Source organism: Ancylomarina sp. 16SWW S1-10-2, from assembly GCF_009669305.1.
Taxonomy (GTDB): Bacteria; Bacteroidota; Bacteroidia; order Bacteroidales; family Marinifilaceae; genus Ancylomarina.
Window position 1 is genome coordinate 44870 of the sequence record NZ_SADB01000011.1, and the last position, 19429, is coordinate 64298.

The following is a 19429-nucleotide window of genomic DNA, read 5'->3' on the forward strand; positions in this document are numbered from 1 at the left end:
TATGAAAGAACATGATATTTTATATCTGAGGATTATTCGGGAAGAATTCACTAGTCAAACCACAATAGGGAAAATGTATATCGATGGTCACTTTTTTGGCTACACTTTGGAAGATACCGTTCGAGCTTTTGGTATCAAGGTGAAAGGTCATACTGCATTACCTGCCTATCAATATCAAGTCAAACTAAATTTCAGTCCGAAGCATAAAAGAGTAATGACATTGATTTTTAATCAAAGTGATGGAAGTGTGAATGCTTTGGGTATCCAATTTAATGGCATTCGTTTTCATGGAGGGAATAGACATTTCGATACAGAAGGATGCATTTTAATCGCCAAACATCGAATAAGCAATCAGGTTATTCAAGGTAGCCTGGAAAAAGAGCTTAATTTTAAAATTGCTGAGGCTGAAAAACAAGGAAAACAAATTATTCTGGAAATCATCAATGCTCCGACTCCACACATCAACACGATTTAATTTATTGCCTCATCAAAGAGAATAATCTTCAACTACAGATCTTTTGCTTCTTCCTGTTAAACATCTTAATATTTTCCGATGTGCGGGCTACCCTGTCAAGGTTTTTATCGGATTATTTTGATTTAGATGTGAGCTATTAGATGTGATTTTTAGAAAAAAATCGGATAAAACCGGAGGCTTGACCTTGACTTGCTGATAGCGATAAAAAGCTTGTGCGTAAGAAAAAAAGATTCCACCTGCTACTGATAAGGAAATACCTTGTTTATCAGGTAGAAGGAAAATATGGATATATCTAAAAAGTAAGGTTAAAGAGGATAAGGATAAAGGTTAAAGTCAAAAAGTCTTAAAGATCAAATAACAAACTCTACTTTAAACATTACTGCTAATTTTCCATTTCTTTTTGTTTTTAATGCCTGCATTAAAAATGGGTGGTGGTGGGGTTTGTTGGTGGTTTTTGAGTCGGAGTTTGATAATAGGTGCGAGCCGCCTGCGAGTGGGAGGCCGTGACTGGCAAGAAAAACAAGGAACTTGTGATTGCCAGCCAGCGGTTTTTGGCGGTTTTTTTGAGGCAGGGTGGTTGGAAATGGGTGGAGGGCAAGTCGAGGCATGTTTTATCCCCTATTAAATCAAATTATAATCATAAAACATATTGGGAAAGTAATTGCCCTTGGCCCATGCGCGTAGGTAAAGAGCTTACGATGGAGTTAAAATATGCGGTGATATTACTTTGAAGAGAGTCTAAAAATCTATAGTTCAACATTCACAATATTTAATCATTAATGGTGGAGGTAGCTCTATTTTACGAATCGTAAGTTCTGTCCGTGGCCTCTCAAAAAAGATGACAAAAACCGATAGCGGCCGACCTAGCAGGCGAGCCCAAAGTGAGCAATGGAGGAACTTTTGACTGGTGTATTTTGGTTGGGGTAAAAAAAACTGATTTACGAACCACTACCCTATTCTTAAAAACACATTAACATAGATAACCAAGCACGAGACAAAAGGGCTGAGAATTGCTGTAAACGATGAAGGACGGAGTGAAAAAAGTATGACAGGGTTGCGATAATATAAAAATACTGGATAAAAATTATTCGGAGCCTCAACAAAAAAGTGAGACCCCGAAATATCATATTAACATAGCAACTTTAGGTGACAAATGCCTGTTGACTGAGAAACCTCTTTAGATTAAAAGTAGATAAAATGCGGTTTAGAAACAGTGGAGCAGCCATCTCGATAGTGATCAGGAGGATTTTGGAAACCCCTGGCGGACTTTTTGCAGAAGACCGAAGAGAGAACGCCATATTTCCTAGCTTTTCAAGAGTTTCTTTGTAATTAGGAATTTTATCTAATATTTGAGGAGAACAACAATGATAGTTGGTCATTAATAATCCTTTGGGGGATATAATAACACCAGAACAACTTCCATTAAAATATACAACAGATCTACTCAAACAGTCAGAATCTTTGATATTTAGCAATAGATTGGGGTCAATTTCTAACCCCAATTCGGTTAGTTTTTGATATATCGATTAATTGATCTGAGCTAACCACATTCCTTCGTCTGCAAAACATATTATTATTTGGAGAAGAAATAGTAAGATTATAATCTTTATTATAACACTTTATTTAGTCACATTCATTATACCTGCATCATTATCGGCGTTATTCAAACGTTTATTTTCTCTCGAATAATTTCTTCCAAAATTAAAATTCCATGTAAATTTCATTACAACCATTTTTGAAGATTCATTTAAATAAGCTTCTCGCTTATTCGAAGCATATTGGTTTCTGTTCTCGTTTGTTCGTTTATAATTATCTACAAAGGGATTAATGATGCCCAGTCCGATAGAATATCTCTTATGGTTTTTCATCACCATCATCATATGCATATTCTCACCACCAATTACGCTTTCTCCCCAAAAATGATTATAGCTATTATTGGCGTTAAAAAGTAATAACCAACTTTTATATGCAAGCATCATTTCAGCACGGTAATAAAAATTATTATAAGTATGTAAATAACTTTTACCTTCACTAATGTATCTATTCAATCCTCCTGTAGCCGAAAGTTGTAATACTTTCCATAACATCCCAACTCTTGCAGTCAGCTCATTATTATACTTTGTCCATTTTTTTTGATTGTCATAAGTACGAACAAACATATTTTCCTCTCTTAGGGTCGTTTCCATTATTGGATCGTTTGCCAAAATGTATTGCGATTTAGCAATCCCTGTAATTAAACCTTTGTGATATTCAAAATATAAATCAGCCTGATATTGCTGATAAGGATCAAGGTTTGGATTACCTCTTTCTATTTGTAATAAATCGATTGCCTGTTCGACATCGCTTAATTTTGATAAATCCGGAGAATGGTTATCCATTTTCCCTGTTATTCTTCCAGAAAAGTGATCCGTAAATTTATAATTCACATTAAATCTTGGTCGAATATTATAAGTTTCATAACCTTCATCATTATTTTGCCTTAACCATGATCTATTAACACCAAACCCCAAAGAATAATTTAATTTATTTTTATTGCCCGAAAATTCTGTATAAAAATAGGTATCAGCACGATCTAGATCTGTAGTAAACAAATATGATCCAGAATAAGTATTTTCCGTGATTGATTGACTATGTTTAATCCCCATTGTCAAAATCTATTTCGTACAAACCTTCCCCAATCAACGAATATTTTTCACCTTCAACATTCCTTTCAATCATATTAGACGATTCATATGATCCTTCATTATAGACACCAGTTAAGTCAGTACCAATATAGGCCCCAACCATGTTAAACATTAATCGTTCTTTACTATTTAAATGACGCAGGTAATATAAATCAACTGATGGGAAATAACTTCTGGTGTCTGTATAATCCTCAATATTTACTTTATAAGAATCATCATCTGATCTTAATAATTGACTGTTATAATCGTTATGAGGTTCTAAATTACCAACATATTTTAGATTTATATTAAAGAAATATTTTTCAGGCTCTTGATAATTATAGGTAAAAGATAAATTATGGATTTCATTAGTATAACGTCCAGATTTACCAACCTCTATTCTTTCCAACAGATCGCCATTCTCAAATAAAAATTTCTCGTTGTTCTTTCTCCAAAATTCATAGAATTCTCTCAAGCTTAAGGAATAATTAAACTTGAATTCCGATTTATTTACATTCAAACGAACTGAAATTTGATCTTCAGAAAACATTACGTGTGGAGATTGCATTAAATCGATGCTTACACCACCACCAGTCTGATACCTTTTTGTTTTGTAATTTATTACAGCTCTAGAATCTCCATAACGCAAACCAGGATTATCAATATACTCGATATGCTGAATATCATCCGGCAATAATGCAATTACTTCTTTTTCGCTTACTTGGACACCATTTATCCGCAACTGAATTTCTCCATCATCTATCAAATAAATACTATTCATTAAAGGATTCACTTTTACACCTGGTAGCATTACACTTTGTAATAAATTTAATCCATTGCTCGAAGATTCTTTTTGCTTTGGATTCGGAAATACAATTTTACGATTAGGTTTATCAATAATATTTGCAGCTGTTACTGTTACTGTTACATTATCTAAGGCTACTCGCTGATCTTTCAAAACAATTTCACCCAGATTAATATTGGACGAAACACAATCAAATTCAGTTTTAAAAGTTTCGAAACCGATGCAAGAAACTAAAAGAATGTAGTTGTTACTTTTAACTTTTGAAATTCTAAAATTCCCTTTAGTATCTGTACTTACACCACATATAGAAGTTGAATCTTGTAGCTTTAATGTGACATTTGCAAAAGGTACTGCTTCATTTATATCAGAAATAATTTTCCCTTTAATTTGATAATTCTGAGCGCAAAGTTGTACAGAAAACAAACTAAATATTAAAATTTGTAATGCTTTATATTTCATAATTTTCTTATTTATATTAGTGGGAATTCATCATTCATTACTGATTCTTAATTTAACCACATGCTAAATATTAAGAATAGTAATTTCTTGAAAAGAGGGTTTATGAGGAGTTGATTAGTTTACAGTTGGTCCGTAACCTATCATTTTTAAGAATTTCTTAACAAAACTTGAGTAAAATTTTGTTTTGCCCTTGCTTACTTTTCGATTTACATGTTCAATAATGAAATCGTCCTTTCTTACTGTTTTTTTCAACCAAAGAGCATTATAATTATTCTTACAACCGGAAATGGCAGTTACTCCTTTAGCATTTGTAGCGTGAGTAAACTCAGACAAATAGAAATATTCGTAAGTAAAGACGGTTGTATTTTTTTCATTCCCTGAACGAATTATCAATTCATCTCTTATTAAATCACCCCAAGAATTATAGGTATAATAATGAACATTTTGATTCTTCATGAATCTCTGCATAGTTACAAACCCTTGCGCATCACGCTGAATATAACTTTTATGCTCATCAATATTTGACAAAGAATTATATTGATCAATATAAGTATCAAGTTTTGTAATTATTCCATTCACATTTTTTTGTCCTGATATAAATTTACCATCTTCAAAACTGTATGATCTTCTTTCTTTGATAGAACTATTATCAATTTCCCCTTTGGTACTTATTTGATAATATTCTTCAACTAGATTGTAACTTTTTTGCGCATATACATTTATAGTATTGCTGAAAATTACTACGAATAAAAAACTAATAATTTGTTTCATCATGATATAATCTTTGTTCGAATTACATAGGTAAAAGTACGTGCAAAACGCCCTTCGATTGATTTATATCATGAAGTTTTTAGAGTGCAGGCCATTTCATAGACCTCTGTAATACAAAATATTAACTATGGAGTTTTGGGGAAAAGTTTATATCTGGCATTTTTAGATTTATATCCTTTAGAAATACAATTATAAATTCATCAAGAATTCTACAATATCACCTTTTTCGTTGATTAAAAGTTTCTTCCTTATATTTGTTTTTCTCTGATAAATTGTTCGAACACTTTGTTGTGTAACTACACTAATCTCTTTAGTTGAAAACTCTGCACAAAGCAAACAGCATAATTGAATTTCTTTCTCTAGTAATATATTGCTGTATTTTTTTGAGATATTTGTGAAGAATCCGTTATATATAGAATCAATGATCGGATATAAATCGGACCATAACAGCAAAGATTCAACATTTACATCCTCATTGGAAATTCGTGTCATTTGTTGTAAAAGGTCCTGGTTTTGTGAAGTTGGATTGGTCGCAATCAACTTTATTATACCTAGTTGTTGAAGTAAAATCTTTTTAAAAAAATTATCATCAATTTCATTTGATTGCTCTTTTAAAGCTTTATCAAATAATCTTTGTAGCGTTTCTGTTTTTTCTTCAATTTCGACTAGCCGTCTAACTTTTTTTCTATTATAACTAATAAACACAAATAATATCAATGCAAATAAAACTGTTATAATAGTTACAGTTAAATATAATCTTTGTCTATTTAACTTCAGTTTAAGAATATTAGTCTCCAACCTATTTTTATCTCCTAGCTGTTTTCTTATAATTTGTTGTGTCTTATAATTTTCACTTACAATAGAATCGTTAAAATTACCTATTCCAAACAAACTGATATGATTATTTTTCTTAGAATTAATAACAGCTTCAAGTGCCATCAATATATTCTTACGTGAAATATAATTTGCATCGTCTCTATTAGCATTTGAATTAAACGATATTTTAGCTTTTTCAAAGAAGATGTTAGCGGAATCATTTTTTTCTACAGCCAAATAAGCTAAAGAAAGGCTAGCATACAGATTAGGAAGCCCTGAATTATTAGAATATTTTTCAGCCTGTTTCAACTGCTCAATTGACTCTATATATCTTCTTTTTCCATATAATATATCGGCATAATTTCTGATCCTATTGACACGTAAATCCGTAGAAATATTATCACTACCTTTAAAACTCTTATTCATATATTTCCTGACAGAATCTAACTTTCCTTCATAAGCATAGTTTAACGCTATATCATAGTAAATATCTGCTATCGCATCTTTATTAACTTTCAACCTTTTCTTAAAATACAAAATTGCGGCACTATACATCTTTTGCTCCATATGAAGGCCACCTAATAATTCACAGAAACGATCAAGCATTTTGGAATTATTATTCTTTGTTGCAAGTTGATTTCCAAGACTTAAATATTTGAAAGATTTCTCATAGTTTTTCTGTTGAAGCCAATAAGTACCCCCAAGCATATAAACTTCATATTGTCTTTCTAAATCATTAGTAGACCTATAATATTTCAAAGGTATCTGAAATATCTTTTCATTAATTTGAGGTGTTGCGCTATTAAATTGTGTATAAGCATAGAGCCTGTAATAATCTGCTAAATTATTTTCTGAAAGTTGATTAGGTTCTTCTATTTGAAACAGATACTTCGCAACACTATCAGGGTTATTCTTATATTTCTCTGCATCAAGTAGTTTCTGATGATCATTACTCTGATTAACACAAGAAAATAAACAGATAGACAATAAGATTAACAGTATAATTTTTTTCATAAATTTTTCAAATTTATATTTTAAAATTAAAGTGCTTGAGATTAATAAAATATTACTCATCCAACTCGATTTTTTGTATTAAGTTTTAATCCTATCAAATGAATTTTTTTTGGGGATTGTTCTTTGATTAGGTTAGTTATGCGATGGCTGACTTTAGTTCTATTGACTGGTTAAACATATTCGAGATCAATATGATGCAGAATGTTACAAAAGTCTTTATCCAAATTAAAGTTGCAAGAAATTTTAGTTTATGAAAATCAGGTCCAGCCTTTAATTTTATTTTGGAATAGAAATTTCACACCTCTCATATTACGGAATTATATGGCAAAACGAGGGTCAATTCAAAACTAACAAAATAAATTAAGAAGCTTTAATTATTTCAAAGCAATTATTTACAATATATTCATATTGAATATGATTTAAAGAATCTCTTTTCTTGCATTGTTCTGCAATAATATTTGTAATACGATGACGTTTTTTAGTTAGATTAGTTGAATAGGCTTGTTCATAAACGATCTTATGCAGGATGTTACAAAAACCCCCTTTCCTATTTTTCTGCACTTAAAAGGATGTAAATTTCTCTTTGCAGCAGCCCGAAGAGAGAACGTCCTATTTCCTTTTCAATTTTTATTTAAGCGATTAAATGTCTTTTCAATTTCGGAAGTTAATTGTTTTGAGATACCACAATCTTGAGCTAAATGTCTCCATTGAGAAATCGCTTCTTTTACTTGCTCCAAAATTGATTCAGGCTTCTTCAGTCCAAAATGATTCGCTAATTTTAATAGATGTGTTTCTCCTGGGTTTTTACTTTCACCTGCAATCATGGTATTGTGCAAACCATAAGCTGAAGTTGAATAAGTCAGGTCGTAAGCTGGTGCCATTTTCCAATTTCCTTGAGCATTCATTAAAAAAGAAAAGTTTTTAGAGTGATCATCTCTATTATGTGCATAGACATTAAAGGCTGCTAAGCGAAATATTTTTTCATAAGCATTCACATGTCTTTCCAAACGAAAAGCACAATCCATCAGGTGTCCATAATCCATTGTGCTCATTCTAAAATTATCGTGCATTAAACCACTTGCTGTATGTACATGAAGTTTACCCTTTTCTGTTCTGTCGAAACGCTTGGTACCAAAATAAGTTTGGTTAGATTTACCTTGAAACAATTGACATTCGCTCATTTCAATTCCTGCTTTTAAAGCCATTTGATAATAGGCGTATTCAATTTTAGCAATCTCTTGGTTATCTTGGGATGATGGAAATTTAATTAACCATTCTTCAAAATCATCAGGAATTTGATTGTACCCATGAATCAATTCATTGGTTTGCTTCTTAAATCCCACCAAAATCTTAGGACGTGCTCCACCAGAAGAACCTCCTAAGGTAAAAAGTTCTTCTATCATTTCTGTACTCTCCCCTTTGAGAACATGTGTCATCTCTCTAGCAATGACGTCTAATTCCAGTTGCTTCTCAAAATCACGAAGTCCATCCTGTTGCGGCAGATAAGACAACGCTCCCATACCATTCTCTCCAACATAAGCCAATCTATCTAAAGGTGTCATGCTGAGAATGTCAATTCCTTTTGAACTTAGGCTACGATCCAACAATAATCTTCCCCAACCATCGGGTAAAGAATCATTAAAAATGCCATAAAGACCCTCAAATGGGTCTTTTTCTGCATTCGTAATTTCGCCTACAAAGGGTAATTTTATGGGGGAAATATTCAGGCCTGTTTTCAAGAAATCGGAATGGTATCGAAAATAGATCTTCCGATTATTCAAAACCAACTCCCCCACTTCGTATGATTGACCTTCCAAATTAAAATTTACTAGTACATTTTCTATCCCAGTCATTTCTTAAGGTTTTGTGGTGAATAGTTTTTCAATATTGGACAGATCTTCCTTTGTTTGAAATATAGACTCGAAATCACCTAAACGATTCATCAAGTGAGCCAATTTGAGAAGTGATTCTAAAGAGATTTGACCTGTTCTTTCAAAACGTTTTAAACTGCCCAATGAAACGCCCGATCGCTCGGCCATTTCAGCTTGTGAAAGTTTTAAGTGTTTACGTAAAGCTTTATGGCGTTCTGCCAAAGCTTTACTCATATCTATTGGTGTTGATGACAGTGAATACATATAGCTTAAATATTAGCTAAATATACGTATTACTACCCAAAATAGCTAATATATTAATCAATTGATACGTTCAAAACTAGTGGTTATGATACTTATTAAGGTCATAGAGCTTGAAAAGTTCAAAGGTTAAAGGAGAAAGATTAAAAAAGTCTGAAAGCATCAAGCTTTCAATTTTAACTCTGTCAGAATCAGAAAAAGAATTCTGACAGTTACTATGAAATTATTCGGAGCCTCAACAAAAAAGTGAGACACCGAAATATCATATTAACATATCAACTTGTGGTGAAAAATGCCTGTTTGCTGAGAACCCTCTTTAGATTAAAAGTAGATAAAATGCAGATTAGAAATTGGTGGCATTGGGGCGATTGATTTGGTTAATCATACAGCTATTCATTTGGAAGCTGTTCAAACGGTTGGCAAATTAGACAATATGAGTTTTCTAGATCATTATGCTCAGGTATAGATAGAAAAGATGACTTGTTTTGCATTTCCAGTCATTGAATTGCTGATGCTTACTTCTAAAAGAACCTTTTGTAACAAATATGTGCGTGACAGGTTTTGAAGTAATAAGTAGATTACGTAACGATGCTGATTTAAGATATCTCTTTAAAGGTAAGCAACAAGCAGGAAAAGGTAGACCAAAACAATACGGAGAAAAATTATTTACATAAAAAGAAATCCCTGAGAATTTAAATTCCCAAGGATTTCTATATATCTAAAATGTATTTATAAATTCAATCTATTCAACAACAATTCCATTTGAATTAGAAATATGAACTTTCCCTCCATTCAGGTTATTTCCCTTAACAGTTACAACATTATTTTCCTGTCCTGATTCAGCATTTACATTAATGAAAGAAATTGGTTTATAAGCAACTTCAATTTCGTTATCTCTAATAAGTACATCATCGACATTTCCCGAGGCTATACTAATACCGTAGCAGTACGCATCTCTCGTAGTTGTTATTATATTATCATAAATTTCAGCATCTTTAAGATTCCTCACTGTTATTGATGTTATGCACTCCTTAATTTCATTTCCAAATACTTTCACATCAGAATTACGTACACTAATACCAGTAGTATAACCATTAATTATATTACCAGAAATTTCGTTTCCAAATACTGATTCATTATCTTCAAGTCTTCCACCTACAATTCCTGTAGATCCATTACCATCGCTAGAAGTAATTTTATTTCCTCTAATCGTTATTCTAGTTCCAACACCCAACCCTATAGCAGATTCTGTTGTGTTATTTTCAATGGTTACATCCTCACCTATAGCGACATAAAATGAAGCATTAAGACTCCCTTTTTCAATATTATTTCGTATAATAATATTACTGGCTCTTTCATAATAAATCAACGTTCCATCTGAACTACGACCTCTACCAGCTTCAATATCAATCCCCATTCTAGGAGCCGTTCCTTCTGAATATGGCGTATCTATTCCTGCATTCAAAAATGTGTTATTCTCAACAATCATATCATCACCATCAGTAATAGATAGATTATTTCGTCTATTACTATCAAAAGTGCAGTTAGACACTAGAATATTACTAGAAGCAACATAATACGAACTAAAAGTATGACCAATACTACCTATTTCCAATCCATCACCAGCTGCATCCATTAATTTCATATTCTTTACCGTTACATTTACACCACTCTTAATCTGTATTAAATTACCCCACTCATGAGTTTTATAAGTTAACCCATTAGTAACTATAGGATCATAAGTATGAAAATCTCTATCACCATACAAATTTCCACCTATAAGATTAACATTCTCTACAGAACGAAGCTCAAATAAGGCATACCTAAAATATTTATTGGGTTGAACTCTTAAGTATGTATTATCAGTCATTTCTAGTGTAAAATTAGAAGGAAGACTAATCGCCTCATCTTTTGACCAAATTAAATTTCTCTCACTTGTAACTTGAAAATAAGCATCTAAATCATCAATTTGAAAAACTTCAGCTCCATATGAGGTTACATCATCAATAACTTTTTGAATCGTTTCTTTATTAACTAAGGCGATATCGTCAGAAACTTCACCTTCGGTTATTTCCCATTTCGATTTTTCAAATTCAAATGTAGTACTAGTAAGCGTTGGAGTTCCTTCAATTATTAAATTCTTATTTAATAATTCCCCTGCAATTTTTCCATTTGTAAATACGAAGGTTCCATTTACAATCTCACCTTCGTTATAATTAATAACTACATCAGCAGGAATTTCAATTGATTTCCCACCTAAATCGTGAGAAAAGGCAATATTCAAAGTATCCTTCGCTTGTATTGTTGTAAAATCAAAACTACTAGGTGTACTAGTAGGATCAGGATCAGCAGGTGGAATAACCTCCTCAGGTGGACTTATAATTTCTTCGTCAATACTAATCACTTCATCACATGAAGCAAAGAAAAGGGCTGAAATAAAATAAAGATAAAATAGATTTTTCATGATAATTCTAATAAAATTTTAAACAATAAATTCAAGACTGACAATCAGTCTCTATTGCAATATGAAATCTTCATTAAAATCGGTGTCAAAATCTACCATTCGGAATAAATACATAATTAATTTATCCAAACCCAAAACCTTATTAAAGCAAGATAAATTCTTAACTTCATACAAGTTTCTCTTCTTTCTTCACAAAACTAAAAACTATTCAACCACACACCTTATATTGTTACATTTAATAGAAACAATACACATTCACCAAAACAGCCTAATCGTCATGAACAACTATTTTACTTACACTAAACACGAATAAGTGTTGATGAATTTAATTTATGATTCTTTTCAAAGTTTTTAATTAATAGACACTGATCTCAATTTTCATATGCAATAACGATCATTGTCTATTTCAATTTCCATTCCACTTTAGACCAATATTTTCAAAACACAAGCACCCCCACATAACTAACTGATTTAATGTTAATTGTATGTATCATTAATCTTTATCATTAAAAACCAATACCAAAACTAAAAATCATATTTGTGGAATTAAGTATCAAATTTTGTGGACATATTCTACACATTAAATACAAATATAATCAGATGACTTTCAGTTAAAGCATTATTAATCAAACATAAAACAAGAAGAAACGCCCCTTTGAATTAAATTCAAAGGGGCGTTTTGACCTTTCACATCTTATTAAAGATGAAAATAGCTCAATAAAAAAGCAAACTTATTTAGAGGTTAGTAATTAGCAACAAATAAATTCGAATTGATCTTTTTTGTTAAAAGTCATCACTCTCTCTACAATAATATTAAATATTGCTACCATACTGCCAGCTCTCCGAGCTTTTTCAAATATGTGTTTCTGATTTATATCTTCCTTAGTTCCATAGGAAGGATAGTATAGTAGCAGATGAATTAGGTGTTTATTTTAAAAGCTCCATAGGAGCGAAAGAGTTAAATGAATTTGAAATAATTTTTCTGTCATCCCTCTGGGATTCTTATTGGGATTATATGGTAATTCTACCATACTGTCAGCTCTCTGAGCTTTTCTTTAAAATTGTTTAGTCTTATCTTATTACTACCACACTTATCAAATGTGCTTATTCAAATTTAACCACTTTGTAGTTTATAATAGCTCCCCATTTTAGTTGATATAAAGCCCAAATTTGGTTATCGCTCATAAACTATAGCCAATACCAACCTCACTTCCACGTCATTCTCTGTTTATCTGATAAACAAATACTCAATACAACTTGAATGAATATTTTCTACTTCCTTGAATTAAGCACTTCCTTTTAATTCAACTTTCCATTGATCCCATTTTTAGCCAAAAATTCAAGATTAGCTTTTTTTATTCCCGTTATCTTTTTGTTAACTGGAATCTTTGATTTCTCTTTATTTCTTAATTGAGGATTGTCAAACATCAATAATTCTTGCTCATTCATATTACCCTTATCATCGAGTAATTCATAAATAGAATTCTTAGATATAAATTCAGGTACAAGCTCTTTCATTCTAGCAACAAGCATATTATCATCTTCAACATTGAGATAATACAAAATTTGTGAAATAGAAGTGTTTACCTCTTCATAATCGTGAAGACGAACTTGACCTATCATGATTTTATCATTGTGAGTTGGCAAGGTATTTTCACTTCTTGCTAATAACTCTTCATAAAGTTTTTCTCCAGGTCTAAGTCCTGTAAAAATGATATTGATATCAACATTTAATTTTAAGCCAGCCAATTGAACCATTTTCTTGGCTAAGTCGAGGATCTTAACAGGTTTACCCATGTCAAAAACAAATATTTCACCACCTTGCCCCATACAACCGGCTTCCAAAACTAACTGACATGCTTCTGGTATGGTCATGAAATAACGCGTAATATCGGGATGTGTAACCTTTATAGGACCTCCTTGCTCAATTTGCTTCTTAAATAGTGGCACAACAGAACCATTTGAACCTAAAACATTTCCAAACCGAGTTGTTATAAATGCCGTTTTAGTATTTTCTTTTTGCGACAATGCCTGAATATAAATTTCACACATACGCTTTGAAGCTCCCATAATATTAGTGGGATTTACCGCCTTATCAGTCGAAATCATGACAAATTTTTCGACGTTAAATTCAACAGATAAATCAGCTAGATTTCGTGTCCCCCTTACATTAACATTTATTGCTTCGTAAGGGTTATCCTCCATCAAAGGCACATGCTTATATGCCGCAGCATTAAAAACAAAGTCAGGATTAAACTTTTCAAAAACGTGACGCATTCGTAGCTCATTTGAAATATTACCAACTATTATCTCAAATGATGCCTTTTTATACTTGAACTTTATTTCTTGTTGTAAATCATACAAAGCTGATTCTGCCTGATCTAAAAGAACTATTTTTTTTATTGGAAATCTCAATAGTTGACGAACAATTTCAGAACCTATTGACCCCGCAGCTCCAGTCACTAATATTGTTTTTCCAGATAAACTTTGGCGAATTCGTTGTAGATTCAGATGGATTTCATCACGTCCCAAAAGATCTTCAATTTTTACATCTCTAACACTTTTAGCAGACATTTTACCATCTATCCAATCATCAATTGTAGGTAAAACTTTTACTTCCCAATTATTTTCCAAACAAATTTCAGTAATCTCACTTATTTTCTCCTTGCGCATTCTAGATGCGGCCAAAACAAGCATCCCAACACCTTTTTTCATACCCGAAGACAGAGCTTTAGGAAAGCCACTAACTTGAATATCTCTTAAATTTGTTGTCCATTTGTTTTTATCATCATCTACAAAACCCACAACTTGATAATTTTCTTTTCGCTCCTTATTTAATATCTCCAAAGCTAAAAGACCTAAATCACCTGCCCCATAGATTAAAGTCTTCTTCGTTTTCTCACATCTCGACAAATAAGTATATACACCTCTAACAAGCAATCTAAATCCTGTTAAGAAAAATAAAGTAAATGTAAATTGAAGAACTAATACTAAATAAGGAATATGAATAACACCTAAGTTAAAAGTTTGATTAATAAAATCTAAAGCAAATAGACTTACAACAGAACTGAAATTAGTGTAAACTAAACGTATCAACTCATTAAGTTCTGTATGACGAATAACCCCTTTATACGAAGAAAAAAGTAAAAAAAACAGAGCATATACACCAATACATATTCCTCCTGCTATAAGAAAATCTGATACACTAATAGTCGGTAATTTAAAATTCAAACGAACAATATATGCAATAATAAATGCAAAAGCGACTAATGCCAAGTCTATCAAGAAAATCCACCAAGGGGATAGAATACGCTTATTTAATAGGTTAAATAATATCTTTTTCATATCGGCAAGTTTATCTAAGTCGAAGTAATACGTGTAGCTAACTAGAAATTAAAATTAACCACAGAGATAACATTAATGTATATTGAGATATCCATTAAAATAAACTAGAGTATAATACCAGACTTAAATTAGGTTCTAATTTTTTAAAACTAAAACTTCAATATCTGTTTCAAAGTTCTTTTTATACGTTCCATATCATTTTCACTCATATTACTTCCCGATGGAAGACACAAGCCTTTTTCAAATAGTGATTCTGAAACACCAGTACTATAAAAAGGATATTTGGAAAAAATAGGTTGCAAATGCATCGGTTTCCATAAAAGTCGGGATTCAATATTCTCTTTCTCTAAAGCCAAGCGGATATCATTATGAGTAATTCCTCCTGTTTCCTTTGGATCAACAATAATTGAAGTCAACCAATAATTAGAATAGTAATCCTTTGTGGGTGCATTATGAAAATGAATTCCTTTTTGCTCAGCTAGTAATATTTTATACCAAGCATTTACTTTTCTACGTTGTTTAACTCTATCACTAAGCACTTCCATTTGTCCTCGCCCAATACCAGCTACAATATTACTCATACGATAATTGTAACCAATTTCACTATGCTGATAATAGGGTGCATCGTCTCGAGATTGAGATGCTAAAAAACGAGATTTTTCAATTAATGTTTCATCATCAGAAACTAAGGCTCCTCCACCTGAAGTTGTTATTATTTTATTCCCATTAAAAGATAAAACACCTAATTTTCCCCAAGCTCCCATTTTTATTCCGTCAAGCGTAGAACCCAATGCTTCAGCAGCATCTTCAACAATAGGAATAGAATAAAAATTCGCTATCTCTTTTATTTCCTTCATTTTAGCAGGCATCCCATATAAATGAACAGGAATAATCGCTTTAGGTTTCTTACCTTTTGAAATTCTATCATCAATAGCTTCTTTAAGAGCTATAGGACTCATATTCCAAGTATCTTCCTCTGAATCAACAAAAATTGGTGTTGCTCCTAAATATAATACGGGGTTAACAGAAGCCGAAAAAGTAAAACTTTGTACAATAACTTCGTCTCCAGCTTGAACTCCAAGCATAATAAGAGCCAAGTGCAAAGCAGCTGTGCCTGCACTTAAGGCAGAAGCCTGCTTCACATCAATATAATCTGCTAAGGATCTTTCAAATTCATTTACATTATGACCTAGGGGAGCAACCCAGTTTGTATCGTACGCTTCTTGCACATAAGTCATTTCATTACCTCCCATATGAGGAGACGAAAGCCATATTTTATCTTGCATGATCAACAATTTTTAAACTAATTGAATATATTTTAAATCTTAAAAAACTTCATAATTATAAAAAAGAGACGGTAATTTATCTAGGAATACATTCGGAATAAAAGGAAAAGGTCAATTCACGATATAAAACATCAAAATGCGTCAACAATTCCTTTTCTTAAAATCAACGAATAGACAATACAACTTGGAGTTGTGAATATTATACCCCACATAAAAGGGAATAATTTCCTCTGGGGAAAGATTTTTTATGGGAAACTATCTATGGAATTGTAAAAAAGATCAAGAATAGATAAGCTTAATTTCTTCGAAACAACTTAGCCAGACATGAGGTTGAAATGTAATGTCTAAAGGTATATCTTGAGAATGAATATTATCTCCTTTATCTTTGATACCTATTGTATACCATCCCATACTATTAGGAGTTATAAAATCTTTTTGTGGATTATCTCCAATGTAAATAAAGTTTGAACCAATATATTTTTGAGAGATAGTTCTATAATTTTTAAAATTGGGCTTTTCTGAACCTAACTCCTCAGAAATTACAATCTCATTAATCCAATCATTCAATCCTAGAGCTTTAATTTTATGACGTTGGCTTAAGGAACGTCCATCAGTAATAAGCCCCATCACGATAGAATAATTATATAATTCTTCAATAAATAATTTTGCTCCAGAGTTTAGTTTTATGTTAGGGAAATGCTTTCTATACTGCTCTATCAGTTGTAATTTATTTTTTCTTAGATCATAATTTTCATAAAGATTCTGAAAAACATCCTTTCCCTCTCGAAACCAAGACATCATCTGCATATACATAATACGAGAACTAACATAAGGATCAACAATCTCTTTATAAGCTGATTTTAAATAATCAACTTCCTGATAAAGCGTATCATCCAAATCAAAAATAATTACCGATTTTTTATTTATATGTAGATCCATGAACTAATATTTCATCATCATAACGAAGCATAACCAAACCATCTTCCCAGTCATCAAATTCTTCAATTGATTTACCTAAAAGATACTCTTCTATAATCCATTTAGGATAGTTGGCACCAGCATGATAACTTAGGGGATATCCTCCTCCAAAACGAGGGTTAATTTCTATTCCACACACAAAATTAGTTTTAGCATTATAAAAGAGTTGTAAAGTAATACATCCATGAAAACCTTTTTCTTGAGAAAAATGATTTTTCACATAGTCAACTAATTTATTTTTGGATGTTATCCCCTTGGTAATTTCCCCACTACGAACCTCTATACGTTCTCTTGGAACCACACATTTAAGATCGCCATGCCTATCGTAATATAAATCAAGCGTATATTCTTTATGTTTTTTAGGATTAATATATTCTAAAAACATTAATTTTTTATTTTCAATTAAATCCAATGTTAACTGAGATTCATCTTCGATAAAATACAAACCCTTACTTGAACTACCATCAATTGGTTTTATGAACATAGGAAACTGTGGTGAATCATGAGAAAATTCCTTTGCAAAAGGAACATGATATTTTTTAAAAAGCTTATGGGTTAAGCGTTTGTTTCTGCAAGCTCCTACAAGCTTTTCATCAGCCACCAAACAATGCACACCTATATCGGCAAATCTGCCTTTATTACATACTAACGGAATCAGTTCCGTATCAATTGTAGGTATAATTATTTTGATACGATTATCAATACACAAACGTATTAAATAGTCAATATATCTGTCATCTGTTACTTTATTTACTTTAAAGGAACCGTCAGCCACTTGACAGGCAGAAGACAGTGTTGGATTCACATCTGTAGTATAAACCTTACCATCAGGAAAATATTGTTTTAACTCTTTTTGAAAAGCACGTACCAATGATACTCGTCTTCCTGCTGAAGTAATTAATATATTCATAAAATGAATAATAAAATTAAGATTTGAAAAACTTTATTTAATAATTTTTAAGCAGCTATTTAATTTCATAAAAAAGAACAATAATGTTTTATGATTAAAAATCGTTGTTAATATTTTAAGTTTTATTGAATTATAATCAAGACCAATAAAGTTATTTAAAGGATATACATTAATGGAATCCATTTCTAGAATAAATTGTTTAATCTCTTTAAAAGACACATTGTCTTTAAGTAACCTAATGAAGAGAAAAAACACATAAGATTCCTGCCTAGCCCTCAATCTTTTAATAGCATTACTATCAGCACCTTTGCGATCAGCCAACTTTATGAGATTTGTAAATTTATGCACTATAAATTTGAAATCCTCGCTTATCTTTGCCAGGTGAGATTTCGACTTATTATGCATAATAGAATCTTCATTAATAAAATATCTATAAATATTTAAATCTAAATACGAAGCCCGCTTGCAATTAAGAAGCAATTCTGTAGTAAAAATTCCATCCTCAATAATCTTTCCTTCCTCAAATAACAGGTTTGTAATAACAAGTATATCTCTTCTAAACAAATACCACCATACTGTATTATAATAATTAAAGTTTGATATATATGAAAGCCCATCATATACCTGGATATCATCTGGATTAAATTTTGAAAAATCTACAATTGACTTGTAATTCGAACTAGACGTGTTAGTCATAGAAAAACCTAAGAAATCTAATTGTGAAATAACTGCAATATTTATAAGATTTTTTAAAACAAGTGGAGCGATATAATCATCTGAGTCAACAAAAAATAGATATTCACCTTTAGCTTCCCTTATGCCAATATTTCGTGCGGCACTTTGGCCTTGATTCTCCTGACTTATAATTTTAAGATTTTCATATTTACTCTTATAAATATTAACTATATCTAAGCTTGAATCTGAAGATCCATCATTCACAACAATAACTTCATAATCTCGATGATCTAAATCTTGATTAAATAAACTATCAAAACATCTAGCTAGATATTTTTCTCCATTATAAACTGGAATAATAATACTTAACAACATAATTAATAGTTTTATTTAAATTTCTCTATTGCAACATGATTACAAACTCTAATAACCTCAGTAATCTAAACTTTTTTCACACTCATAATCAATTGATGGGAATCTAATTTCAAGACAAATTATAAAAAATATGTTAATAAAATCACATATTGCATTAATAATATTCTAACGAGATTTAAAAGTTAACTCTTTTCGTTTTTCTATATTAATTTGTAAATCGTGCATTGTATAAAAAGTACTTCTTTATTTTTAGGTAAAACG

Annotated in this window: 14 protein-coding genes; 1 reads left to right on the plus strand and 13 read right to left on the minus strand. The window is 31.3% G+C overall.

Annotated elements, in window-relative coordinates:
- Position 1 precedes the first annotated feature (1 nt).
- Positions 2-475, plus strand: a complete 474-nt coding sequence (locus EMN46_RS10755) for a DUF5675 family protein (protein ID WP_154200809.1) — start codon at positions 2-4, stop codon at positions 473-475.
- 1142 nt (positions 476-1617) lie between these two features.
- Here the strand turns inward: EMN46_RS10755 and EMN46_RS20425 are convergent.
- The 13 genes from EMN46_RS20425 to EMN46_RS10820 all read right to left on the minus strand — a co-directional run bounded on the left by EMN46_RS20425 (position 1618) and on the right by EMN46_RS10820 (position 19168).
- A complete protein-coding gene (locus EMN46_RS20425) occupies positions 1618-1998 on the minus strand; it encodes a S46 family peptidase (RefSeq protein ID WP_368667530.1) in 381 nt (126 codons plus the stop codon).
- A 96-nt stretch (positions 1999-2094) separates the two neighbouring features.
- The gene (locus EMN46_RS10765) at positions 2095-3120 is read right to left on the minus strand and encodes a hypothetical protein (RefSeq protein WP_154200811.1); all 1026 of its coding nucleotides are present in this window, start codon (positions 3118-3120) and stop codon (positions 2095-2097) included.
- Positions 3110-4402 (minus strand): carboxypeptidase-like regulatory domain-containing protein, encoded by a 1293-nt coding sequence (locus EMN46_RS10770; protein WP_154200812.1) that lies wholly within the window; start codon positions 4400-4402, stop codon positions 3110-3112. Before EMN46_RS10770 ends, EMN46_RS10765 begins: the two co-directional genes overlap by 11 nt.
- Positions 4403-4516: 114 nt before the next feature.
- Positions 4517-5176: a hypothetical protein gene (locus EMN46_RS10775; protein WP_154200813.1), complete on the minus strand. Its 660-nt coding sequence runs from the start codon at positions 5174-5176 to the stop codon at positions 4517-4519.
- Positions 5177-5362: 186 nt separating this feature from the next.
- Complete coding sequence (locus tag EMN46_RS10780) at positions 5363-7063, minus strand: hypothetical protein (RefSeq protein WP_154200814.1); 1701 nt, start codon at positions 7061-7063, stop codon at positions 5363-5365.
- Positions 7064-7623: 560 nt separating this feature from the next.
- The gene (locus EMN46_RS10785; protein WP_154200815.1) at positions 7624-8856 is read right to left on the minus strand and encodes a type II toxin-antitoxin system HipA family toxin; all 1233 of its coding nucleotides are present in this window, start codon (positions 8854-8856) and stop codon (positions 7624-7626) included.
- 3 nt (positions 8857-8859) lie between these two features.
- Positions 8860-9138 (minus strand): helix-turn-helix transcriptional regulator, encoded by a 279-nt coding sequence (locus tag EMN46_RS10790; RefSeq protein ID WP_154200816.1) that lies wholly within the window; start codon positions 9136-9138, stop codon positions 8860-8862.
- A gap of 739 nt (positions 9139-9877) precedes the next feature.
- Complete coding sequence (locus tag EMN46_RS10795; protein WP_154200817.1) at positions 9878-11599, minus strand: right-handed parallel beta-helix repeat-containing protein; 1722 nt, start codon at positions 11597-11599, stop codon at positions 9878-9880.
- Positions 11600-12898: 1299 nt separating this feature from the next.
- Positions 12899-14944: a nucleoside-diphosphate sugar epimerase/dehydratase gene (locus EMN46_RS10800; RefSeq protein WP_154200818.1), complete on the minus strand. Its 2046-nt coding sequence runs from the start codon at positions 14942-14944 to the stop codon at positions 12899-12901.
- 149 nt (positions 14945-15093) lie between these two features.
- On the minus strand, positions 15094-16230 hold the full coding sequence (locus EMN46_RS10805; protein ID WP_154200819.1) for a DegT/DnrJ/EryC1/StrS aminotransferase family protein: 1137 nt from the start codon (positions 16228-16230) through the stop codon (positions 15094-15096).
- A gap of 279 nt (positions 16231-16509) precedes the next feature.
- Complete coding sequence (locus EMN46_RS10810) at positions 16510-17169, minus strand: HAD family hydrolase (RefSeq protein ID WP_154200820.1); 660 nt, start codon at positions 17167-17169, stop codon at positions 16510-16512.
- Complete coding sequence (locus EMN46_RS10815) at positions 17150-18118, minus strand: ATP-grasp domain-containing protein (RefSeq protein ID WP_154200821.1); 969 nt, start codon at positions 18116-18118, stop codon at positions 17150-17152. Before EMN46_RS10815 ends, EMN46_RS10810 begins: the two co-directional genes overlap by 20 nt.
- 33 nt (positions 18119-18151) lie before the next feature.
- Positions 18152-19168, minus strand: coding sequence for a glycosyltransferase (locus tag EMN46_RS10820; protein WP_154200822.1), 1017 nt, complete (start codon positions 19166-19168; stop codon positions 18152-18154).
- Positions 19169-19429 lie beyond the last annotated feature (261 nt).